The sequence below is a fragment of the Streptomyces sp. PA03-3a genome (assembly GCF_033792735.1).
Lineage (GTDB): Bacteria > Actinomycetota > Actinomycetes > Streptomycetales > Streptomycetaceae > Actinacidiphila.
In genome coordinates, this window is the sequence record NZ_JARAVM010000042.1 from 42,497 (window position 1) to 65,025 (window position 22,529).

Genomic DNA, 22,529 nt, shown 5'->3' on the forward strand with positions numbered 1-22,529 from the left:
CCCGCCCGGGTCCGCTCCCGGGCCGGGCCTCAGGACTCCGTGTCCGGGGCGGGTTCGGGTACCGCGGCGCCGGGCTCCGACGGGCCCTCCGTCGCGAGGAGCACGTCGAGCAGACGTACCGCGGCCTGCTTGTCCAGCGGATCGTTGCCGTTGCCGCACTTGGGCGACTGCACGCAGGAGGGGCAGCCGAACTCGCACTCGCAGGAGGCGATCGCCTCGCGGGTGGCGGTGAGCCAGCTGCGGGCGGTGCGGAAGGCCCGCTCCGCGAAGCCCGCGCCACCGGGATGGCCGTCGTACACGAAGACGGTCGGCAGGCCGGTGTCCTGGTGGAGCGGCACGGAGACCCCGCCGATGTCCCAGCGGTCGCAGGTGGCGAAGAGCGGGAGGAGGCCGATGGAGGCGTGCTCGGCGGCGTGGAGGGCGCCCGGCAGCTCCTCGGGATGGATGTGCGCGGCGTCGAGCTGATCGTCGGTGACCGTCCACCACACGGCGCGTGTACGCAGGGTGCGGGGCGGCAGGTCCAGCTTGGTCTCGCCCATCACCTCGTTGGTGATCAGCCGGCGGCGGAGGAAGGAGACGACCTGATGCGTGACCTCGACGGAGCCGAAGTGGAGGCGGGCCTCGCCCCACTCCTCCACCAGGTCCTCGTCGAGCACCGAGATCGCCGTGGTGTCGCGGGCCATCGTCGAATACGGCGGATCGGCCTGCTCCACCAGCGCGACCGAGTCCTCCAGGTCCAGGTGCCGGACGAGATAGGTGCGGCCCTGGTGCAGGTGGACGGCGCCCTCGTGGACGGTGGTGTGCGCGGCGCCCGCGTCCACGGTGCCGAGCAGGCGCCCGGTACCGGCCTCGACGACCTGGACGGGCTTGCCGCCCTCGCCGCGGATGTCGGTGAGGTCGGCGGCCCGCTCCCGCCGCGTCCAGTACCAGCCGCCGGAGCGGCGCCGCAGCAGGCCGCGGCGCTCCAGCTGGGGCAGCAGCCCGGCGGTCTCCGGCCCGAAGAGCTCCATGTCCTCATCGCCCAGCGGCAGCTCGGCCGCGGCGGCGCACAGGTGGGGGGCGAGGACGTACGGGTTGTCGGGGTCCAGCACGGTCGACTCGACCGGGCGGCGGAAGAGGGCGTCCGGATGGTGCACGAGGTAGGTGTCCAGCGGGTCGTCCCGGGCGATCAGCACCGCCAGCGCCCCCTGACCCGAACGCCCCGCGCGGCCCGCCTGCTGCCACAGGGAGGCCCTCGTGCCCGGATACCCGGCCAGGAGCACGGCGTCGAGCCCGGAGACGTCCACACCCAGCTCCAGGGCCGTGGTGGAGGCCAGTCCGAGGAGCCGCCCGGTGTGCAGGTCGCGTTCGATGGCCCGGCGCTCCTGGGGCAGGTAGCCGCCCCGGTACGCGGCGACCCGGCGGGTCAGCCGGCGGTCGATCTCGGCGAGGCGTTCCTGGGCGATGACGGAGATCAGCTCGGCCGCCCGCCGGGAGCGCACGAAGGCCACCGTGCGGGTGCCGTCGAGCACCAGGTCCGTCAGCAGGTCGGCGGCCTCGGCGGTCGCCGTGCGGCGCACCGGGGCGCCGTGCTCCCCGCTGAGCTCGGTGAGCGGGGGCTCCCACAGGGCGAAGGCGACCTCGCCGCGCGGTGAGGCGTCCTCGGTGACCTCGGCGACGGGCACGCCCGTCAGCCGGGTCGCGGTGGCGCCGGGGTCGGCGGCGGTCGCGGAGGCGAGGAGGAAGACGGGATCGGCGCCGTAGCGGGCGCAGACACGCCGCAGCCTGCGTATGACCTGGGCGACGTGCGAGCCGAAGACGCCCCGGTAGGTGTGGCACTCGTCGATCACGACGTAGCGGAGCCGCCGGAGGAAGGAGGACCACCGGGAATGGCCCGGCAGGACACCCAGATGGAGCATGTCGGGGTTGGTGAGTACGTAGGTCGCGTACTGGCGGACCCACTCGCGCTCCTCGAACGGCGTGTCGCCGTCGTAGACGGCCGCGCGCACCGCCTTGCCCAGCGGGGCGGCGATCTCTGCCACGGCCCGCCGCTGGTCGGCCGCCAGGGCCTTCGTGGGCGCGAGGTACAGCGCGGTGGCCCCCCGGCCGTTCGGTGCCTCGGAGCCCTCCAGGAGAGCGCTGAGGACCGGCACGAGGTACGCCAGGGACTTGCCGGAGGCCGTTCCCGTGGCGACCACCGCGGAGGTGCCGGCGAGGGCGTGGGCGGCCACCTGCGCCTGGTGCTCCCACGGCCGCTCGATGCCGCACGCGCGGACGGCGTCGATCACCTCCGGGCGGATCTGATCAGGCCAATCGGCATGGCGACCCGCCCGTGGGGGCAAGTGCTCCGTATGGGTGATGCGCGCGGCCCTGCCCGCCCCCGTGGCAAGCCGCTCCAGGAGGGCGACGGGGGAGGTGTGGCCGTGCGCCGACTGCGGAAGATGATCCTGAGCCATCGGCACTCAGTGTGTCACTGGCATGACGGACAATCGCCGTAAGGCGTCGTGCATGCCCGCTGGTAAGTGATTGAATGCCATCGCGGCTGCCGATCCATGGGGGGCGACCGCTCGATGCAAGGTGCTGGAGGATCCGTAGACCTGTCCCTGTCGACTCGAACCGTCGGCGACCGTACGGTCGTCGAGGTCGGCGGCGAGATTGATGTGTACACCGCTCCCAAGCTGCGCGAGCAGCTGGTGGAACTCGTGAACGACGGTAGCTACCACTTGGTCGTGGACATGGAAGGCGTGGACTTCCTGGACTCGACCGGGCTGGGCGTGCTGGTCGGCGGGCTCAAGCGGGTTCGCGCGCATGAAGGCTCGCTGCGCCTGGTGTGCAACCAGGAGCGCATTCTCAAGATTTTCCGTATCACCGGCCTGACCAAGGTGTTTCCCATCCACACCTCGGTCGACGAGGCCGTCGCGGCGACCGACTGACGTTCGGCGCCGGACCGTGGGGCTCCGGGCGACGCCGACGCCCGGGCCCCTGTGTTGCCCGCCCACAGGCACGAGGGGGAGGCCATGCCCACCGTAGAACTGCTCTTCAGCGCACTGCCGGAGCACGTCCGCACCGCACGACTGGTGGCGGCTGCGGTAGCCCGCAGGGCAGGGGTGGACGAGGCCGTCCTCGACGAGGTCCGGCTCGCCGTCGGTGAGGCGTGCAGCCGGGCCGTCGGCCTGTACCGCAGCAGCGGTGCGGACCGTCCGGTCCGGGTGGTGCTGACCGAGGAGGAGAAGAAGTTCTCCATCGAGGTCGGCGACAAGTCCCCCGAGGCGGAGGACCGCCCCGCCGACGCCGCCAGTGTGCCCTCGGCGCGTGGCGACAGCCCCGCAGAACACCCCGAGCCGCTTCCCGACGGCTCGCCCTCCTCGTCCGACTCCTCCGAGGCGGAGGACGAGGGCCAGATGGGTCTGGCGGTCATCAGCGGCCTCGTCGACGACGTCGAGGTCTTCTCGGGAGAGTACGGCGATGTCATCCGGATGAGCTGGCCGCTGAACCCGGCCGCGCTCTCCTAGCCGCCCCGCCCCCCTCACGCGCTCCCGTCGCGCTGCCTGCGAGCTTCCGCCGCAGGTCAGCTCGGCGTGCGCGGATTCACCCGGTGGTTGATCCACTTACACGGTGACTGTTCACCTTTTCCGGTGATATCTGTGGGCGATCTCCTTTGCTATATCCCCGGCCTCGGCGAATTTCGTTTCCTGCGCCCTGTTTTGATCTAGTTCGGCTCCCTACAATCCGTCCATCTTTGCTCAGCGCACACGCCTGAGCGTCGCGGCTGCTGAGTCGCCGGAGCCGCGCGCCCACGTGCCAAACGTCAAGGAGGACGAATGGCGGGGCCACTCACCCCTCACCTGCAGGACATCGCTCAACCTCTGGCCGCAACACCCGTACTGACCGACGGCAACCGCAATCTCGTGCTCGTCATCGCGGTGGTGGCACTGGCCGCACTGGTGCTCGCCGTGGTGCTGGTACGTCAAGTGCTCAGTGCCGACGAGGGCACCGACAGCATGAAGAAGATCGCGGCTGCCGTGCAGGAAGGCGCAAACGCCTACCTCGCACGGCAGTTCCGCACTCTGGGAATCTTCGCGGTCGTCGCGTTCTTCCTGCTCATGCTGCTGCCCGCGGACACCACGTCACAGCGCATCGGCCGAAGCGTGTTCTTCCTGGTGGGCGCCGGATTCTCGGCGGTCACCGGCTACATCGGCATGTGGCTGGCGGTGCGCAGCAACGTACGCGTGGCCGCGGCCGCACGAGCCGCGACCCCGGCGCCGGGTGAGCCCTCGGCGGATCTCACGACGGTCTCACACCGCGCGATGAAGATCGCCTTCCGCACCGGCGGCGTGGTCGGCATGTTCACCGTGGGCCTGGGCCTGCTGGGCGCCTCCGCCGTGGTGCTGATCTACAAGGCCGACGCGCCCAAGGTGCTGGAGGGCTTCGGCTTCGGCGCCGCGCTGCTCGCCATGTTCATGCGTGTCGGAGGCGGCATCTTCACCAAGGCCGCGGACGTCGGTGCCGACCTGGTCGGCAAGGTCGAGAAGGGCATCCCCGAGGACGACCCGCGCAACGCCGCCACCATCGCCGACAACGTGGGCGACAACGTCGGCGACTGCGCCGGCATGGCGGCCGACCTGTTCGAGTCGTACGCCGTCACCCTGGTGGCCGCGCTCATCCTCGGCAAGGTCGCCTTCGGTGACTCCGGCCTGGCCTTCCCGCTGCTGATCCCGGCGATCGGTGTGCTCACCGCCATGATCGGCATCTTCGCCGTGGCCCCTCGCCGCAAGGACCGCAGCGGTATGACCGCCATCAACCGCGGATTCTTCATCTCCGCGGTGATCTCGCTGGCGATGGTGGCCGTCGCGGCGTTCGCGTACCTGCCCTCGACGTACGCGGAGCTGGCCAACGTGCCCGGCGACATCGCCTCGCACGGCGGTGACCCGCGAATCCTCGCGCTGGTCGCCGTCGCCATCGGCATCGTGCTGGCGGCGCTCATCCAGCAGCTGACCGGCTACTTCACCGAGACCAACCGGCGCCCGGTACGGGACATCGGCAAGACGTCGCTGACCGGGCCCGCCACCGTCGTGCTGTCCGGCATCTCCGTCGGCCTGGAGTCCGCGGTGTACTCGGCCGTCCTCATCGGCCTCTCGGTGTACGGCGCCTTCCTGCTGGGCGGCGCCTCGATCTGGCTCGCCCTGTTCGCGGTGGCGCTGGCCGGCACCGGTCTGCTCACCACCGTCGGCGTGATCGTGGCCATGGACACCTTCGGCCCGGTCTCCGACAACGCCCAGGGCATCGCCGAGATGTCCGGCGACGTCCACGGCGAGGGTGCCCAGGTGCTCACCGACCTCGACGCGGTCGGCAACACCACCAAGGCGATCACCAAGGGCATCGCCATCGCGACCGCCGTGCTCGCGGCGACCGCGCTGTTCGGCTCCTTCAAGGAGGCCGTCGACACCGCGGTGCGGGAGGCGAACATCTCCGCCGCCGACCTCAGGTGGCTGGACCTGGACATCTCCCAGCCGAACAACCTGTTCGGTCTGCTGCTCGGCGCGGCCGTCGTCTTCCTCTTCTCCGGACTGGCCATCAACGCCGTCTCCCGGTCGGCGGGCGCGGTGGTCTTCGAGGTGCGCCGGCAGTTCCGCGAGCACCCCGGGATCATGGACTACACCGAGAAGCCCGAGTACGGGCGCGTCGTGGACATCTGCACCAAGGACGCGCTGCGCGAGCTGGCCACCCCCGGCCTGCTCGCCGTGCTCGCGCCCATCGCCGTCGGCTTCTCCCTCGGCATCGGAGCGCTGGGGTCCTACCTCGCCGGAGCCATCGGCGCGGGCACGCTCATGGCGGTCTTCCTCGCCAACTCCGGAGGTGCCTGGGACAACGCCAAGAAGCTCGTCGAGGACGGCCACTACGGCGGCAAGGGCAGTGAGGCCCACGCCGCGACCGTCATCGGCGACACCGTGGGCGACCCGTTCAAGGACACCGCGGGGCCGGCCATCAACCCGCTGCTGAAGGTCATGAACCTGGTGGCGCTGCTGGTCGCCCCGGCGGTGGTCCAGTTCTCCTACGGCGACGACGCCAACCTCGGCGTGCGGATCGGCGTCGCCGCGGTGTCCCTGGTGGTCATCGTGGGTGCCGTCTACATCTCCAAGCGCCGCGGCATCGCGGTCGGGGACGACGAGGGCGCCGACGCCGGCCACGACGACACCGAGACCACGAAGCGATCAGCCGACCCGAACGCGACGGCCACGGTCTGACATAGCGTGAGCTCGGCTTGATACGGCGGCGGGCGTCATCCTCCGGGATGGCGCCCGCCGCCTGCGTGCACGTCAGATGCATCACCCTCTTCTTGGTTCATAAGGGGCAATACTGGTCACATCGAGTGGAAGCGATGTGGCCCGCGGACAGGAGCCGTGTAGGTTCCGGGGCCGTGAAGAACAAACTCGCGGCTGCGCTGTCCGTCACGGCTGTGATCCTCGCGACGGGGTCGCTGTCGGGATGCGGCGACGGCAACAAGGAGCTCGACGCCTGGGCGAAGACGGTCTGCGACCAGGCCGCCGCCCAGGTCAAGAAGATCAACGACGCGAACACCCACATCAGCAACACCCCGAGCAACGCCAAGCCGAAGGACGTCCGCAGCGCGGACTCCACGGCGTTCGGGCAGATCTCGGACGCCTACAAGGCGCTCGCCGGGATCGTCGGCAAGGCCGGTGACCCGCCGGTCGACAACGGCGCCAAGCTCAAGCAGGACGCGGTCGGCGACCTCAACTCGCTCTCCACGGCCTACGCGAACCTGCGCAAGCAGGTCGACGCGCTGCCCGTCACCGACCAGGCGAAGTTCGCCGACGGGCTGAAGAGCGTCTCCGACAACCTGGCCAAGGTGAGCAAGAGCGGCGAGCAGGCGCTCGACACGCTGCGCCAGGGCGAGGTCGGCCAGGCCATGGCGAAGCAGCCCGGCTGCCAGGACTCCGGCGCCAAGCCCTCGAAGTCCTGACCGTCCGAGGGCGGGTGGGGCCCGCCGGGCGCCCCTTCGGGGGTGACAATGGCAGCGTGAGTACGCAGCCGCCCCCGCAGCCCCTGCCCGCCCCCGACCGCACCGCCGCCCTCCGCGACGCGCTGCGCGCCGCGGCCTTCACGGCCGACGGCTGCCTCGACCTGCTCGGGGCGACCGCCTACGCCGCGCTCTCGCGGGCGGAGACCGTGCCCGCCCTGCGCGCCACCCGCGGCGGCAGCCCGTTGGAGAGCCTGGTGCGGCTCTTCCTGCTGCAGCAGCCGGTCCCGTACGCGCGGCTGCGGGAGGTGCTGCCCCTCGACGCGGCTCTCGAGGACGGCTGGCTCGTCCGGGACGGCGACGAGGTGCGCGCGACGGTGGACGTCCGCCCCTACGGCGGTGACGGCGGCGAGGACTGGTACATCGTCTCCGACCTCGGCTGCGCCGTGGGCGGCGCCAACGGCATCCGTACGACGCCCGGCGTGGACCGCGCGGACCTGGTGCTCGGTGTCGGCGGCGCGTCGACCACCCTCGCGGGGATCACCGTCCGCACGCCCGTGGCCCGGGCACTGGACCTCGGCACCGGCTCCGGCATCCAGGCGCTGCACGCCTCCCGGCACGCCACCCGGGTCACCGCCACCGACCTCAACCCCCGCGCCCTGCACTTCACGCGGCTGACCCTCGCCCTGTCCGGCGCCCCCGAGCCCGACGTCCGGCAGGGCAGCCTCTTCGAGCCCGTCGGCGGCGAGCGCTACGACCTGATCGTGTCCAACCCGCCCTTCGTCATCTCCCCCGGCAGTCGCTTCACCTACCGCGACGGCGGCATGGCCGGCGACGACCTGTGCCGCACCGTCGTCCGGCAGGCCGCCGACCACCTCACCGAGGGCGGGTACCTCCAGCTGCTGGCCAACTGGGAGCACACCGAGGGCGAGGACTGGCGGGACCGCGTCGCCGCCTGGGTGCCCGACGGCTGCGACGCCTGGATCGTGCAGCGCGAGGTGCAGGACGTCACGCAGTACGCGGAGCTGTGGCTGCGCGACGGCGGCGACCACCTGGCCGGGCCCGAGGCGTACGCCGCCCGCTACGGCGCGTGGCTGGACGCCTTCGAGCAGCGCAAGACCAAGGCCGTCGGCTTCGGCTGGATCACCGTGCGCAGGACCGGCTCCGACCGTCCCGTCGTCACCGCCGAGGAGTGGCCGCACCCGGTCGAGCAGCCGCTCGGCCCGCACATCGCGGCCTGGTTCGGCCGCCAGGACTTCCTGCGCACCCACGACGACGCGGCGCTGCTCGACGAGCGCTTCCGGCTGGCGGACGAGGTGGTGCAGGAGCAGGTGGGCCTGCCCGGCGCCGAGGACCCGGAGCACGTCGTCCTGCGGGGCAACCGCGGCATGCGGCGCGCGACGAGGGTGGACACGGTCGGCGCGGGCTTCGCTGGCGTGTGCGACGGGTCGCTGACGGCGGGTCGGATCCTCGACGCCATCGCCCAGTTGCTGGGCGAGGACCCGGTGGCGCTGCGGGACCGTACGCCGGAGGCGATCCGGCTGCTGGTGGAGCAGGGCTTCATCGAGCCGGTGTGAGCGCAAACGCGACGGCCCGCCTCCGCAGCGGAGCGGAGGCGGGCCGGGGGCGCGGACGGTCAGCGCAGGACGCGGCCCTGCGCGTCGGTGGGCGCGCTGCCCGCGAGGCGGACGATGCCGTCGATGAAGCCCCACAGGCCGCCGAGGCCCAGGGTGACGACGGAGACGACGAGCTGCAGGACGCCGATCTTGGTGTGGCCGGTGTAGAAGCGGCCGATGCCCAGACCACCGAGGAAGATGCCGAGCAGGCCGGCGGCGACCTTGGACTTGTCGGACAGCGGGCGGCCCGAGGGGTCGAGGCCGAACGGAGCGTCAGTGGTGGGGGTGGGCGTGGCCATGGAACGTGCTCCTCGTGCAACGGGGACGAATCAGCGGGAGCGCGCGCATCGGTCGATCCGGCCCCCCGCCTCGGAATGGCTGAATCTTGGCATTAGAAAAGGACATCTGTCCCTCTGATTAACAGACGTCACGGAACCGTGATCGCCGCGTTGTCAAACCGCGTTGCGTACGACGGCCCACACCGCGGCCGCTCCGAGGACCGCCATTTGCGCGCGTTTGCCGATCGTCGCCCGGTACGTCCGGCCGCACAGCCCCTCCGTCACCCACCGCGCGTACAGATAGAGGGGAAAGGGGCTCGCCAGGAGCAGCAGGGCGTTGTCGTGGAAGGCGGCCGGGAGGTCGCCGTGCATCAGGTCGTAGACCATGCGGGTCGCACCGCAGGCCGGACAGAGCAGCCCCGTGAGGAAGTTGAAGGGGCATCGGGGCAGCCAGTGCCCTTCCTCGTGCGGGTCCGTGCCCCACAGGTAGGCGGCGCCCGCCGCGCCCGCGACGAGCGACGCCACGGGGGCCGTGGCCGGTCGTGCGGCCACGGCCCTCAGGCGGTTCCAGACGGTCGGGGAGGTCATCGTCCTCAGCTGCGCAGGATGCGGCCCTGCGAGTCGGTGCGGTCGTTGCTCGTCAGGAAGAGGATGCCGTCGATCAGCGCCCAGATGCCGAGGCCGCCGCAGGTGAGGAGCTGGGCGACACCGATGCCGATGTCGCCCACGTAGAAGCGGCCGATGCCCAGGCCGCCCGCCAGCAACTGCAGCACGCCCGCCACGACCTTGGACTTGTCCGACAGCGGGCGGCCGTACATGTCGTAGCCGTACGGGGCGTTGGGGTCGCCGGTGTACATGCCCTGGGGGTAGCCCTGCGGGTGACCCTGCTGCGGATAGCCGTAGCCGGGCTGCTGTCCGTAGCCGCCGGGGCCGGCCGGGGGCTGCTGCGGGTAGCCGTAACCGTCCTGCTTGGGCTGGCCGTACGGGTTGTTCGGGTCGGACATGGTGGGACTCCCCCTGAGTGAACGTTCGGTGTGTCCGGACATCTTGTCAGGCCAGTCAAGGCGGGCAGCGCGGGGAAGCGGGCGCGGGGGGCAGCGGCGGGAACACGCGGACGGACCGCGGTAAGTGACCGAGGGAGAGCCCCGCTGCCGGGCGAGGGACCGGTGGGAGTGAGAGAGGGGTGAGGGGAGGAGGGATGAGGGGGGGAGCGAAAGGAATCGGCCAGGCCTCTTCGGGCGGCGTTCACCGTGGGTTCTTCTCACTGTCGCCCCGGCGTGCCACTCTCCGTGGCTGCGGGTCGGTCGTGGAGCACAGAGGGATCCGGGGGCATGTACATGGAAACCACGCCTGGGATCTTCGCCGGGACGGTCTTCGCGGTTTTCGGGGCGGCCCTTCTGGCCTGGACCGTCACCCGGTCGCTGAGGCACCTGCCGGTGGTCCAGGGACGGGGCCCGGCGTCTACCGCCGTGGCAGGTTTCTTCGGGGTGGTTTCGCTTCTTGTCGGGGCCTGGCTGTTCCTGATCCTCTGAGCTGGGCAAATCGGACATGGGCGGCAGTCCGTGCGGCAGACAGGACGCTTGTCGGGTTACCGTTCGAGTGGCGTTGCGGACTTTTCCCGTTTGACACGGGACCGGGATGTACGGTCACACTCCGCAGCGAGACCACCTTCGACCCGGAGAGAAGAGCGAAGTTGTCCCCGACCCGCGAGACCGCACAGGGCAGCGGCCGCCGACTCGTGATCGTCGAGTCGCCTGCCAAGGCGAAGACGATCAAGGGCTACCTCGGCCCCGGCTATGTCGTCGAGGCCAGCGTCGGGCACATCCGCGACCTCCCGAACGGGGCCGCCGAAGTGCCGGCGGAGTACAAGGGCCAGCCGTGGGCGCGGCTCGGCGTCAACGTCGACAGCGAGTTCCAGCCGATCTACGTCGTCAACGCGGACAAGAAGGCCCAGGTCAAGAAGCTGAAGGACCTGCTCAAGGAGTCCGACGAGCTCCTGCTCGCCACCGATGAGGACCGCGAGGGCGAGGCCATCGCCTGGCACCTGCAGGAAGTCCTCAAGCCCAAGGTCCCGGTCCGCCGGATGGTCTTCCACGAGATCACCAAGGACGCCATCCAGGAAGCCGTCCGCAACCCGCGCGAGCTGAACCAGACCCTCGTCGACGCCCAGGAGACCCGCCGGATCCTCGACCGCCTCTACGGCTACGAGGTCTCGCCGGTCCTGTGGAAGAAGGTCATGCCGCGCCTGTCGGCCGGCCGCGTCCAGTCCGTCGCCACCCGGCTCGTCGTCCAGCGCGAGCGTGAGCGCATCGCCTTCCGCTCGGCCGAGTACTGGGACCTGTCCGCGACCTTCGCCACCGGCCGCTCCGGTGATGCCACCGACCCCGGCACCTTCGGCGCCAAGCTCAACGCGGTCGACGGGAAGCGCGTCGCCCAGGGCCGCGACTTCGGGTCGACCGGGCAGCTCAGGGACGGCGCGGGCGTCCTGCACCTGGACGAGGCCGCCGCCCGCGCGCTCGCCGCCGCCCTGGAGGGCGCCGCCTTCTCCGTCCGCTCGGTCGAGTCCAAGCCGTACCGCCGCTCGCCGTACGCGCCCTTCCGCACCACGACCCTGCAGCAGGAGGCCAGCCGCAAGCTCGGCTTCGGCGCCAAGGCCACCATGCAGGTCGCCCAGAAGCTGTACGAGAACGGCTTCATCACCTACATGCGTACGGACTCCACGACCCTGTCGGAGACCGCGATCAGCGCCGCCCGGGCCCAGGTCACGCAGCTCTACGGCGCGGACTACCTGCCGGACAAGCCCCGCGTCTACGCGGGCAAGGTCAAGAACGCCCAGGAGGCGCACGAGGCGATCCGCCCCTCGGGTGATCGTTTCCGCACCCCGGCCGAGACGGGCCTGACCGGCGACCAGTTCCGCCTGTACGAGCTGATCTGGATGCGCACCGTCGCCTCCCAGATGAAGGACGCGGTCGGGCAGTCCGTCACCGTCAAGGTCGGCGGCCGCGCCGGCGACGGCCGGGACGTCGAGTTCTCCGCCTCCGGCAAGATCATCACCTTCCACGGCTTCATGAAGGCCTACGTCGAGGGTGCCGACGACCCCAACGCCGAGCTCGACAGCAGCGAGCGCCGGCTGCCCGCCGTCACCGAGGGTGACGCGCTCTCCGCGCGCGACATCACCGCCGACGGCCACGCCACCAAGCCGCCCGCCCGCTACACCGAGGCCTCGCTGGTCAAGGAGCTGGAAGAGCGCGAGATCGGACGTCCGTCGACGTACGCGTCGATCATCGGCACCATCCTCGACCGCGGCTACGTCTTCAAGAAGGGCACGGCCCTCGTGCCGTCCTTCCTCTCCTTCGCCGTCGTCGGACTGCTGGAGAAGCACTTCGGCCGGCTGGTCGACTACGACTTCACCGCCAGGATGGAGGACGACCTCGACCGCATCGCCCGCGGCGAGGCCCAGTCCGTGCCGTGGCTGCGCCGCTTCTACTTCGGTGAGGGCGAGACCCCGGTCGGCGGCGCCGCCGACGCGGGCAACGGCGACGGCGACCACCTCGGCGGCCTGAAGGAGCTGGTCGAGGACCTCGGCGCCATCGACGCCCGTGAGGTCTCCTCCTTCCCCGTCGGCAACGGCATCGTGCTGCGGGTCGGCCGTTACGGCCCGTACGTGGAGAAGGCCGGCGAGGCCGAGGGCGAGACCGGGCAGCGCGCCGACGTCCCCGACGACATGCCGCCGGACGAGCTGACCGTCGAGCTCGCCGAGGAACTGCTCAACAAGCCGAGCGGCGACTTCGAGCTGGGGGCCGACCCGGAGACCGGTCGCCAGATCGTGGCCAAGGACGGCCGCTACGGCCCGTACGTCACCGAGATCCTCCCCGAGGGCACCCCGAAGACCGGCAAGAACGCGGTCAAGCCGCGTACCGCCTCGCTCTTCAAGTCGATGTCGCTCGACACCGTGACCCTGCAGGACGCGCTCAAGCTGATGTCGCTGCCGCGCGTCGTCGGCGCCGACGCCGAGGGCGTCGAGATCACCGCGCAGAACGGCCGCTACGGCCCGTACCTGAAGAAGGGCACCGACTCGCGCTCCCTGGAGACCGAGGACCAGCTCTTCACGATCACCCTCGACCAGGCGCTGGCGATCTACGCCCAGCCGAAGGTGCGCGGCCGCGCCGCGGCCAAGCCCCCGCTGAAGGAGCTGGGCACCGACCCGGTCAGCGAGCGCCCCGTCGTCGTCAAGGACGGCCGCTTCGGCCCGTACGTCACCGACGGCGAGACCAACGCCACACTGCGCCGTGACGACGACGTCGAGACGATCACGCCCGAGCGTGGCTATGAACTGCTCGCCGAGAAGCGGGCCAAGGGCCCCGCCAAGAAGACGGCGAAGAAGGCCCCGGCGAAGAAGGCGGCCGCGACCAAGACCGCGGCGAAGAAGACGGCCGCCAAGACCACCGCGGCGAAGAAGACGGCCGCCAAGACCACCGCGGCGAAGAAGACGGCCGCCAAGACCACCGCGGCGAAGAAGACCGCGGCGGCCGGGACGACCGCCAAGAAGACCGCCGCAAGGGCCACGACCACGGCGAAGAAGACCGCCTCCTCGGCCGCGAAGCCCGCCGAGTAGTCCCCGCGGGGACCGCACGGCAGGTGCGGTCCCGGTAGGCGCCCTCCGGGACGGCACCGTGTCCCGATAGGCTGGCGGAATGACGCGATCCGAGCAGCCAACGGACACGTTCGCCGACGAACTCGAGGCCGACTCACGGCAGCGAGCCGTGGGAGCGCTCCTGAAGATCCCACCCCTGCGCAAGCTGTGGGGCGCCCAGCTGACCGGCACCGTCGGCGACCGCCTCGCCCTGCTGGTCCTGGTCGTCCTGACGGCGCAGGCCGCCGTCGGCGCCCAGTCCTTCGGCGGCGGGTACCGCGGTGCGGCCTTCGCCGTCGCCGCCGTCTTCGGGGCGCGCCTGCTCGCCGCACTGCTCTTCGGCGCCGTACTGCTCGGCCCGCTGGGCTCCCTCACCGGGCCCGGGGGCGCGCTCGACCGCCGGTGGACGATGATCGGCTCCGACGTCGTGCGCCTCGGGCTGCTGATCGTCGCCCCGCTGTGGATCGACTGGGTGCCGGCCGATGCCGTCGTCTGGCTGCTGGTCACCGTCTTCGTCACCGGAGCGGCCGAGCGGCTGTGGAGCGTGGCCAAGGACGGCGCCGCCCCCGGTCTGCTGCCCGCGCCCGCGCCGGGTGCAGGAACGGTACGTCCGCTGCCCGACCGCCTCGACGCGCTGCGCCGCCTCGACCGGCGCACCGGGTTCGTCGCCTTCCCGATCGCCGCCGCGAGCCTCGTCGTCGTCACGCTCGTCGGCAACCTGATCGGCCTCGGCGTCGACTGGTTCGGCCTGCACCAGGCAGCGCTCGCCTCCTACGTCGCCGCCGGGCTGTTCGCCGCCTCCGGCGCCGTCCTCTACCTGCTGCAGCTGCCGGGCGACCAGGCCACCCCGCCGCACTCCCCGCTGCAGGGCCTGCGCAGCAACGACCGCGGGCGCACCGGCGCCGTACCGCTGCTCGTGCTCGGCACCGCCACCGTCGCCGGCGCCATCGCCGCCGCCGTGGCGCTCGCCGTGCTGCACGCCGCCGACCTCGGCGGGGGCCCGGTCGGCTACGGCCTGCTCGTGCTGGCCCTGACCGGCGGCCCCGTGCTCGGCATCCGGATCGCCCCGCGCACCCTCCCGGGCCTGTCCCGGCGGCGTCTGCTCGCCATCGCCATCGCCGTCACCGGTCTGGCCCTGCTGCTGGCCGGCATCGTGCCCGACCCGACGACCGTGCTGCTGCTGGCGCTGCTCGCCGGCGTCGCGGCCGGAATCACCGCCAACACCGGGCACGTCCTGGTGGACCAGGAGACCGAGGAGTCCCGCCGGGGCCGCGCCACCGACCACCTGCACGCGGTCGCGCACCTGTTCATGGCGGTGGGCGCCGTGGGCGCCCCCCTGCTGGCCGGCGGCATCGGCCCGCACCGTGTCGTCAACGGTCACTTCACCTTCGACCACGGCGGCGCCGCGTACGCCCTCATGCTCGTCGGCGCCCTGCTGCTGCCCGTGGCCGCGCTCGTCCTCGGCAAGACCGACGACCGCCAGGGTGTCCCCCTGCGCCGCGACCTGCGCGAGTCGCTGCGTGGTGGCGACCCCGAGCAGGCGCCCGCGCCCACCGGCTTCTTCATCGCCGTCGAGGGCGGCGACGGGGCCGGCAAGTCCACCCAGGTCGAGGCCGTCGCCGAATGGATCCGGGGCAAGGGCCACGAGGTCGTCGTCACCCGCGAGCCGGGCGCCACGGCGGTCGGCAAGCGGCTCCGCTCGATCCTGCTCGACGTCTCCAGCGGCGGGCTGTCCCACCGCGCGGAGGCCCTGCTGTACGCCGCGGACCGCGCCGAGCACGTCGACACCGTCGTACGCCCCGCGCTGGAACGCGGCGCGGTCGTCATCTCCGACCGCTACATCGACTCCTCCGTCGCCTACCAGGGCGCCGGGCGCGACCTCGCGCCGACCGAGATCGCCCGCATCTCCCGCTGGGCGACGGACGGACTCGTCCCGCACCTGACCGTCCTGCTCGACGTCACCCCCGAGGCGGCGCGCGAGCGCTTCACCGAGGCGCCCGACCGTCTGGAGTCCGAGCCCGCGGAGTTCCACGACCGCGTGCGCACCGGGTTCCTCACCCTCGCCGCGGCCGACCCCGCCCGCTACCTGGTCGTCGACGCGGCCCAGGAGCCGGAGGCCGTCACGACGGTGATACGGCACCGTCTCGACGAGATCCTCCCCCTGTCGGAGAAGGAGATCGAGGCCCGCGAGGAGGCCCGCCGCCAGGCAGAGGAGGAGGCCCGCCTGCGCGTCGAGGCCGAGGCCGCCCGCCGGGCCGAGGAGGAGCGGCTCGAACGCGAGCGCCAGGCGCAGTTGGAGAAGCTCCGCGCGGAGGAGGAGGAACGCCGTCGCCTCGCCGAGGAGGAGGCCCGCCGCCAGGCCGAGGAAGCCGCGGCGGAGGAGGCCCGCCGTCAGGCAGAGGAGGCCCGCAGGCAGGCGGAGGAGGAGCGGGCCCGCCGCGAGGCCGAGGAGCGCGTCCGCCGCGAGGAGCAGGAACGGCTGCGCCGCCAGGCCGAGGAGGAGGCCCGTCTCCGCGCCGAGGCCGAGGAGCGCCGCCTGGAGCGCCAGCGCAAGGCCGAGGAGGCCCTGATGCGGGCCGAGCAGGCGCGCATCGAGGCGGAGGACGCGACGCAGACCGTCGAGACCCCGCGCCCGCAGGCACCGTCGGCCGCGTCGACCGGCGACGCGGACACCGCGGTGCTGCGCGCGGTTCCGGTCGACGAGGAGACGGCGGTCCTGCCGTCGGTCAAGCCGGGCTTCCCGGACTTCACGAAGCCCGAGCAGACGCCGCGCTCGGTCCCGCCCGCCGCCCCCGCCGACGTGGAGGAGACGGCGGTCCTGCCCGCGGTCACCCCCGGCGCGGCGGACGAGACTGCCGTCCTGCCGGCCGTCCCCTCCGCCGACCGTGTGCCGCCCGGCATCTTCCGGCCGGAAGCGCCCAAGGCGGCGCCGCGGGACCCGGAGAACGAGCGCACGCGGGAGATGCCCTCAGTGTCCGAGGAGGGGCGCCGCTCCCGTCCGCGGCCCTCGTGGGCCGAGGAGACCCCTCTGGACGACCTTCCCTCCCTCGCGGACGAGTTGCTCGGTTCGCGCGACGAGGACGAGGACCGCGAGGGCGGTACCGGCCGCTAGGCGGTGCCCTGCGCCGGGACGGGTGCTCCCCTGGCCTTCGGCCGGGGGGACCGTCACCTCGGTCCGGAAGACGCCAAGCGCCTTGTACGAACCTCCGCCGAGGTTCGTACAACCGATCGATGCTCTTGTCGGTCCCGTTCGGCGACGTCTGATCGACGTCCGTCGTTGAACAGGCCTGAATGACTCGATGAAGCCCAGACGTATCACCGCCACCGCCCTGGTTCTGGCCGCGGCGGGCGGACTGCTCACGGCCGCCGCCGCGCCTGCCTCCGCGGCCGTGAGCTGTGCCTCTCCCGTCTTCAAAAGGCAGTTCTTCGCGAACACGACGTTCTCGGGAACGCCGAAGAAGACGGACTGCGACTCCGTGATCGACCAGAACTGGGGCACGGGGCGCACCCGTTTCCGGCGTGCCGTCCAACAACTTCGGTGTGCGCTGGTCGGTGACGCGCGATTTCGGCTCCGGAGGCCCCTTCGCGTTCACCGTGTCCACCCGTGACGGCATGCGGGTCTACCTCGACGGCGTCCGCAAGATCGACGTGTGGAAGAACGTCTCCACCACCGTCAAGAAGACGGTCAATGTGACGATCCCCGGCGGGGGGCACACGCTCCGCGTGGACTTCGTCAACTGGACGGGCGCCGCGAACGTCAAGTACGCCTACACGCCGCGCACCTCCGTCGGCGTCGACAAGGTCAAGCCGCTCTCCCCGACGGGCGCCGCCGTCTCCTACGAGACGGGCACCGGTGCGGCCAAGCTCACCTGGTCCCGGAACAAGGAGATGGACCTCGCGAACTACCGCGTCTACCGGCGGCTCAAGGGCGCGTCGTACGGCGCCAAGCCGTTCGCGACGACCACCGCCACCTCGTACACCGACAGGACCGCCCCTTGCGGCTGTTCATGGGCGTCGGCCACTGCCGCCTCCGCGCCGCACGCAAGGAAACGGCTTCGCCCCGCGGGACCCGCACCGTAAGAATGGCCCTGTGCGGTACCTGATCCTCGGCGCCACGGAGGCGCGCAGCCCCCGCGGCGCGCCCGTGCCCCTGGGCAGCGGCAAGCGGCTGCGGGCCCTGCTGGCCGCCCTCGCGCTGCACGCCCCGCACGCGGTGTCCCCGGACGCCCTGATCGCCGAGGTGTGGGGCGGCGAGGGCGACGAGCCGCCCCAGGACGCCCCCGGCGCGCTGCAGGCGCTCGTGTCGAGGCTGCGCCGCGCCCTCGGGTCCCGGGACGCGGACGGCGGCACGGACACCATCGCCTCGGGCCCCGCCGGCTACCGCCTGCTCACGGACACCCCGGACGACGTCGACCTCCACCTCTTCGAGCGCCTCGTACGCGAAGGCAGCGCCGCCCTCGACTCCGGCGACCCCGCCGGCGCCGCGGAGACCCTGGAGACCGCGCTCGCGCTGTGGCGCGGCCCCGCGCTGGCCGACCTGCCGGACCGGGGCTCGGCCGCCGCCCGGGCGGAGGACCTGCGGCTGTCCGCGACGTACCGCCGTATCGAGGCGTGCCTCGCACTCGGCCGCGCCGCCGAACTGCTGCCGCAACTGCGGGGGCTGGTCGCCGAGCATCCGCTGCACGAGCCGTTCCGGGCGCAGTTGATACGCGCGCTGCACGCGACGGGCCGTCCCGCCGACGCCCTGGCCGCGTACGAGGACACCCGCCTGGCCCTCGCCGAGCGCCTCGGCACCGACCCGGGGCCGGAACTGCGCGCCCTGCACGCGCAACTGCTCGCCGCGGAACCGGGAACGGCGCCGCCCACCTCCGCCACCGCGCCCCGCACCGGGAACCTGCGGGCCCGCCTGACCAGTTTCGTCGGCCGCGAGGCCGAACTCGGCACGCTGCGTGCGAGCCTGACCGACGGCACGCACCGCCTGGTGACGCTGACCGGGCCCGGCGGCTCGGGCAAGACCCGGTTGTCGCAGGAGGCCGCGGCCGCCGTGACCGGTTCCTCCGCCTTCCCGGACGGGGTGTGGCTGGCGGAGTTCGCCCCGCTGGACCGTGCCGCCGCCGTACCGGACGCCGTGCTGAGCGCGATCGGGCGCCGTGACACGGCCGTGCTGGCCGCGGCCCGCGAGGTGCGCAGCGCGGGCCAGGAGGCCGACCCCGCCGCCCGGCTGCTGGAGCACTGCGCGCAGCGCCGCATGCTGCTGGTGCTCGACAACTGCGAGCACGTCATCGACGCCGCGGCCACGCTCACCGACCAACTGCTCGCCGCCTGCCCCGGGGTGACGGTCCTCGCCACGAGCCGGGAGCCGCTGGGTCTGCCCGGGGAGGCGGTGCGCCCGGTCGAGCCGCTGCCGCTGCCGACCGCGCACCGGTTGTTCGTGGAGCGGGCGGCGGCCGTGCGCCCCGGCTTCGACGCCGACCGCGACCACACGGAGGCGGTGGACGAGATCTGCCGCCGCCTCGACGGGCTGCCGCTCGCCATCGAACTGGCCGCCGCCCGGCTGCGGGTGCTCACCCCGCGGCAGATCGCGGACCGCCTCGACGACCGCTTCCGGCTGCTGACCGGCGGCAGCCGCACCGCGCTGCCCCGACAGCAGACGCTGCGCGCGGTCGTCGACTGGAGCTGGGACCTGCTCGGCGGCGCGGAGCGCACGGCGCTGCGCCGGCTCAGCGTCTTCGCCGGCGGCTGCACGCTGCAGGCGGCGGAGGCCGTGTGCGGGGAGGACGCGCTGGAGCTGGTCGGCCAGCTCGTCGACAAGTCCCTGGTCGTCGTGGACCACGGTGCGGAGGAGGTGCGCTACCGGCTGCTGGAGACGATCCACGAGTACGCCGCCGAGCGCGCCGCGGACGATCCCGCCGACCTGGCGGAGGCGGGCCGCCGGCACACCGCGTACTTCGCGGACTTCGCCCGCACCGCCGACTCGTGCCTGCGCGGCCCCGACCAACTGGTCTGGGCGGCGCGTGTGGAGGCCGACCTGGACAACGTCCGGGCCGTGCTGCGCCGGACGATCGACGCGGGGGAGGAGGACGAGGCGATCGCCCTGGCCCTGGCCATGGGCTGGTTCTGGTGGCTGCGCAACTTCCGTGACGAGGCGCGGGAGTGGCTCGACCGGCTCATCGCGTTGTCCGGCCTGCCGGACGATCCGGGCGCCCCCGGTTTCTGGCCGCGGATGAACCTGCGGCTGCTGCATCTGTTCGTGATCAGCGACACCATGCCCCGCGAGGAGATGCAGAGCCCGCAGATGCTGGCGCTGGCGTCGAGGGTCATCGAGGTCTACAGCGTGCCGAGCCCGCACTCGACCCGCTTCCCGGGCATCCTGTGGCCGTTCTCCGACTTCGTCGTGGGCCGCCACGAGGCGATCCGCGGCCACGCGGACGCCATGGTGGCCGCGTGCCGAACGTACGGCGGCGAGTGGGAGCTCGCGGCCGCGCTGATGTTCCGTACGCACATCACGATCGACCTCCCCGGCGGGCTCCCTCGGGCCGCCGCCGACTGGCCCGAGCTGCTGGGGCTCAGCGAGCGGCTCGGCGACCGCTGGATGCGCGCCCAGGTCTGCGAGGCCGGCGCCGAGATGGCGCTGGCGTACGGCGACTACGCGGCGGCCCGCGCGGATCTGGAGGAGGCGCTGCGGCTCGGCGGGGAGCTGGGCGCGCACGTGGAGGGCATCTTCGTCCGTGCCCGCCTCGGCGAACTGGCCCACCGGGAGGGCGACGACGCCGCCGCCGAGAAGCTGCTGCGCCAGGCCGCGGAGGAGACCGAGCAGTACGGGGTGTGGGACGCCCGCGCCTACATCCGCGCGCTGCTGGCGACGATCCTGCTGCGCCGCGGCGAGCTCCGGGAGGCCCGGAAGCTGGCCGAACTCGCGCACGGCGAGGGCCGTATGGGCACGCCGCCACCGGACTTCGAGCTGCTCGTGGCGAGCCTCTCGGCCAGGGTCGCCGCCGCCGAGGGCGACAGGGCGGGCGCCCTGGCCGGGTTCGCGGTGGCACTGCGCGCGGGGCTCGACGGCTTCTGCGCCGAGCCGCGTCTGGCGGCGGCGGTCGAGTACGCCGCCGAGGTGCTGGTCGCCCTCGGCGATCCCGTACGGGCCGCCCGGCTGCACGGCGCGGCCGACGGGCTGCGGGCGGGTCTGCCGCGCCCGGTCCCGGAGGAGGAGGGGATGCGCGCCGCGGAGGCACTGGCTCGCGCGGCGCTCGGGGACGGCCCGTACGAGCGGGCCCGCGCCGCCGGCCGCGAACTGGGCGGCGAGGGCGCCCACGCGCTGCTGGCCGAGGCTACCGCCTGACCGCTCGGGAGACCGGCGCGGGAGACCGGCGCGGGAGATCGGCGCCGGGGAATGGCAGGGGAATGGCCTGGGACGGCCCCCTCGTTGCATCCTCGAGGACTCAACCGCTGATTTCGGTGACGGAGAGAGCATGAAGGTCGAGATCTACAGCGACATCGCCTGCCCCTGGTGCCACGTCGGCAAGCGCCGCTTCGAGCGGGCTCTTGCCGCCTTCCCGCAGGCCGACCAGGTCGAGGTGGTCTACCGCCCCTTCCAGCTCGCCCCCGACAAGTCGGAGACCCCCGAGTCCCACCGGGCCTACCTCGACGCGCGCTACGGCCCGCAGTCCGCGGCGATGGACGCCCGCCTGGAGGAGCTCGGCCGCGCAGAGGGTCTGGCCTTCGACTTCGACCGCGCCATCGAGAACAACACCCTGCTCGCGCACCGCCTGCTCTGGCACGCCCTGAACGCGTACGGCGCCAAGGAGCAGGCCGCGCTCAAGGACCGGCTGCTCGTGGCGCACTTCGCCGAGGGCGCCGACGTCGGCGACCGCGACACCCTGGCCGCGCTCGCTGCCGAGGCCGGACTGGACCGCGACCGCGCGGCCGCCTTCCTCGCCTCCGACGAGGGCCGCGCGGAGGTGCTCGCCGAGATCGACGACGCCCGCGGCATCGGTGTGAACGCCGTCCCGACCTTCGTCTTCGAGGGCAAGTGGGCCGTCCAGGGCGGCCAGGAGTCCTCGACTTTTCTGCGCGTGCTGGAGCAGGTCGCCCAGGAGACCGGCGCCGTACCGGCCGCCCGCGCGGCCGACGCCTGCAGCGACGGCGCGTGCGAGGTCCCCGCCGGCTGAACCGGCGGGGCGGGGCGGCACGGCTCAGTCGCAGGTGATCCGCGCCACCGCCCAGTCGGCGACGTTCGCCAGGTGCAGCCTGCGCGTCGGTTCGACCTTCAGCCTGATGGTGCTGTTGCCGGCGATCGGCACGTGCACCGGCACTCCCGGGTCACCGCCGCGCAGCACCTCCGAGCGCCAGAGCTGCCCGTGGTCGCCGTGGACCGAGAAGCGCGCCGCGCCGAGGCCCAGCGCGATGTCGTCGATGCCGACGACCGCGTCGAAGGCGGTGCAGGAGCGGTTGAGGTCGATGGTGACGGTGGACGGCGCGCCGACGGTGACGCCGTCGGGGTGGCGCGTTCCGCCGATGCGAAGGCCCCAGCGCTGCCAGACCCAGTCGCCGAGCCGGAGCGTGGGCCGGTCCGAGCGGCCGGCGGCGCCGTAGCCGAGGTTGCTCAGCCGGTGCACCACCGGATCGGGCACCGGGGTCGGCGTGGGGGTGGGCGTGGGCTGCGGGGTACGGCTGGGGGTCGCGGCCGGCGGCTCACTGGGCGTGGGCGCCGGCTCGTCGACGGGACGCGCCGGAGGCGCCGGCGTCGGCGTGGCGGCGACGGGGGCCCGGACAGGCGGCGTCGGGCTCGGCGCGGGGGAGGGCCGCGACGGCGAGCGGGTGGGCGTGGGCGACGGCGCCGGTACGACCGGCGCGGCCGAGGGCTTGCTCTGCGCCTGCGGCCGGGGCGTGCTGTCGTCCGCGGTCAGGGCGATCGCCACCACGGCACCGGCCGCCGCGAGCGCGAGCCCCGCGGCGACGGCGATCTTCACCGGTGCGGCGGCCCCTTCGGCGGCCGCCGCAGTACCGGCGCCCGCGGCCGCGCCACCGCCCGAGCCGCCCGAAGC

At 72.9% G+C, this 22,529-nt stretch carries 15 protein-coding genes and 1 pseudogene; 11 read left to right on the top strand and 5 right to left on the bottom strand.

Annotation, left to right across the window (positions count from 1 at the left end; all coding sequences use genetic code 11):
• Positions 1-29: 29 nt before the first annotated feature.
• On the bottom strand, positions 30-2,435 hold the full coding sequence (locus PV342_RS35145; protein ID WP_400799338.1) for a DEAD/DEAH box helicase: 2,406 nt from the start codon (positions 2,433-2,435) through the stop codon (positions 30-32).
• Positions 2,436-2,549: 114 nt separating this feature from the next.
• On the opposite strand from PV342_RS35145, the gene bldG reads away from it, so the two are divergent.
• The 5 genes from bldG (at position 2,550) to PV342_RS35170 (ending at position 8,535) form a co-directional block, all read left to right on the top strand.
• Positions 2,550-2,912: an anti-sigma factor antagonist BldG gene (gene bldG / locus PV342_RS35150; protein ID WP_202470537.1), complete on the top strand. Its 363-nt coding sequence runs from the start codon at positions 2,550-2,552 to the stop codon at positions 2,910-2,912.
• An 84-nt stretch (positions 2,913-2,996) separates the two neighbouring features.
• The gene (locus PV342_RS35155; RefSeq protein ID WP_326573233.1) at positions 2,997-3,491 is read left to right on the top strand and encodes an ATP-binding protein; all 495 of its coding nucleotides are present in this window, start codon (positions 2,997-2,999) and stop codon (positions 3,489-3,491) included.
• A gap of 309 nt (positions 3,492-3,800) precedes the next feature.
• The gene (locus tag PV342_RS35160; protein WP_400799334.1) at positions 3,801-6,224 is read left to right on the top strand and encodes a sodium-translocating pyrophosphatase; all 2,424 of its coding nucleotides are present in this window, start codon (positions 3,801-3,803) and stop codon (positions 6,222-6,224) included.
• Between the two features lie 173 nt (positions 6,225-6,397).
• On the top strand, positions 6,398-6,961 hold the full coding sequence (locus PV342_RS35165) for a hypothetical protein (protein ID WP_018562189.1): 564 nt from the start codon (positions 6,398-6,400) through the stop codon (positions 6,959-6,961).
• Positions 6,962-7,017: 56 nt separating this feature from the next.
• Positions 7,018-8,535, top strand: a complete 1,518-nt coding sequence (locus PV342_RS35170; protein WP_500320241.1) for a DUF7059 domain-containing protein — start codon at positions 7,018-7,020, stop codon at positions 8,533-8,535.
• 59 nt (positions 8,536-8,594) lie between these two features.
• On the opposite strand, the gene PV342_RS35175 is transcribed toward PV342_RS35170, so the two are convergent.
• The 3 genes from PV342_RS35175 to PV342_RS35185 all read right to left on the bottom strand — a co-directional run bounded on the left by PV342_RS35175 (position 8,595) and on the right by PV342_RS35185 (position 9,856).
• Positions 8,595-8,873 carry an NINE protein gene (locus PV342_RS35175; RefSeq protein ID WP_018562191.1) on the bottom strand — a complete coding sequence of 93 codons (279 nt, stop codon included), beginning with the start codon at positions 8,871-8,873 and terminating at the stop codon, positions 8,595-8,597.
• A gap of 153 nt (positions 8,874-9,026) precedes the next feature.
• Entirely contained in the window at positions 9,027-9,440 is a 414-nt protein-coding gene (locus PV342_RS35180; RefSeq protein WP_500320243.1) for a DUF2752 domain-containing protein, read from the bottom strand.
• A 5-nt stretch (positions 9,441-9,445) separates the two neighbouring features.
• A complete protein-coding gene (locus PV342_RS35185; RefSeq protein WP_361007200.1) occupies positions 9,446-9,856 on the bottom strand; it encodes a TM2 domain-containing protein in 411 nt (136 codons plus the stop codon).
• A 327-nt stretch (positions 9,857-10,183) separates the two neighbouring features.
• Here PV342_RS35185 and PV342_RS35190 point away from each other — a divergent pair, with 327 nt between their 5' ends.
• The 6 genes and pseudogenes from PV342_RS35190 to PV342_RS35215 all read left to right on the top strand — a co-directional run bounded on the left by PV342_RS35190 (position 10,184) and on the right by PV342_RS35215 (position 21,653).
• Positions 10,184-10,384 (top strand): hypothetical protein, encoded by a 201-nt coding sequence (locus tag PV342_RS35190; protein ID WP_400799325.1) that lies wholly within the window; start codon positions 10,184-10,186, stop codon positions 10,382-10,384.
• A gap of 161 nt (positions 10,385-10,545) precedes the next feature.
• The gene (topA, locus tag PV342_RS35195; RefSeq protein ID WP_500320245.1) at positions 10,546-13,467 is read left to right on the top strand and encodes a type I DNA topoisomerase; all 2,922 of its coding nucleotides are present in this window, start codon (positions 10,546-10,548) and stop codon (positions 13,465-13,467) included.
• 79 nt (positions 13,468-13,546) lie between these two features.
• Positions 13,547-16,597: a dTMP kinase gene (tmk, locus tag PV342_RS35200; protein WP_500320246.1), complete on the top strand. Its 3,051-nt coding sequence runs from the start codon at positions 13,547-13,549 to the stop codon at positions 16,595-16,597.
• A 187-nt stretch (positions 16,598-16,784) separates the two neighbouring features.
• Positions 16,785-17,481 (top strand): annotated as a pseudogene (locus tag PV342_RS35205) (PA14 domain-containing protein); the annotation flags it as partial.
• Positions 17,482-17,575: 94 nt separating this feature from the next.
• Positions 17,576-20,824: an AfsR/SARP family transcriptional regulator gene (locus PV342_RS35210; RefSeq protein ID WP_500320248.1), complete on the top strand. Its 3,249-nt coding sequence runs from the start codon at positions 17,576-17,578 to the stop codon at positions 20,822-20,824.
• 130 nt (positions 20,825-20,954) lie between these two features.
• A complete protein-coding gene (locus tag PV342_RS35215) occupies positions 20,955-21,653 on the top strand; it encodes a DsbA family oxidoreductase (RefSeq protein ID WP_500320250.1) in 699 nt (232 codons plus the stop codon).
• A 24-nt stretch (positions 21,654-21,677) separates the two neighbouring features.
• Here PV342_RS35215 and PV342_RS35220 read toward each other — a convergent pair.
• A partial coding sequence (locus PV342_RS35220) for an NPCBM/NEW2 domain-containing protein (RefSeq protein WP_500320251.1) occupies positions 21,678-22,529 on the bottom strand: 852 nt, incomplete at its 5' end.

Coding starts and splice junctions, on each gene's coding strand:
- tmk (WP_500320246.1), top strand. CDS start 13,547: ATGACGCGATCCGAGCAGCCAACGGACACGTTCGCCGACGAACTCGAG.
- PV342_RS35190 (WP_400799325.1), top strand. CDS start 10,184: ATGTACATGGAAACCACGCCTGGGATCTTCGCCGGGACGGTCTTCGCG.
- PV342_RS35175 (WP_018562191.1), bottom strand. CDS start 8,873: ATGGCCACGCCCACCCCCACCACTGACGCTCCGTTCGGCCTCGACCCC.
- PV342_RS35155 (WP_326573233.1), top strand. CDS start 2,997: ATGCCCACCGTAGAACTGCTCTTCAGCGCACTGCCGGAGCACGTCCGC.
- PV342_RS35145 (WP_400799338.1), bottom strand. CDS start 2,435: ATGGCTCAGGATCATCTTCCGCAGTCGGCGCACGGCCACACCTCCCCC.
- PV342_RS35180 (WP_500320243.1), bottom strand. CDS start 9,440: ATGACCTCCCCGACCGTCTGGAACCGCCTGAGGGCCGTGGCCGCACGA.
- PV342_RS35160 (WP_400799334.1), top strand. CDS start 3,801: ATGGCGGGGCCACTCACCCCTCACCTGCAGGACATCGCTCAACCTCTG.
- PV342_RS35185 (WP_361007200.1), bottom strand. CDS start 9,856: ATGTCCGACCCGAACAACCCGTACGGCCAGCCCAAGCAGGACGGTTAC.
- PV342_RS35215 (WP_500320250.1), top strand. CDS start 20,955: ATGAAGGTCGAGATCTACAGCGACATCGCCTGCCCCTGGTGCCACGTC.
- bldG (WP_202470537.1), top strand. CDS start 2,550: ATGCAAGGTGCTGGAGGATCCGTAGACCTGTCCCTGTCGACTCGAACC.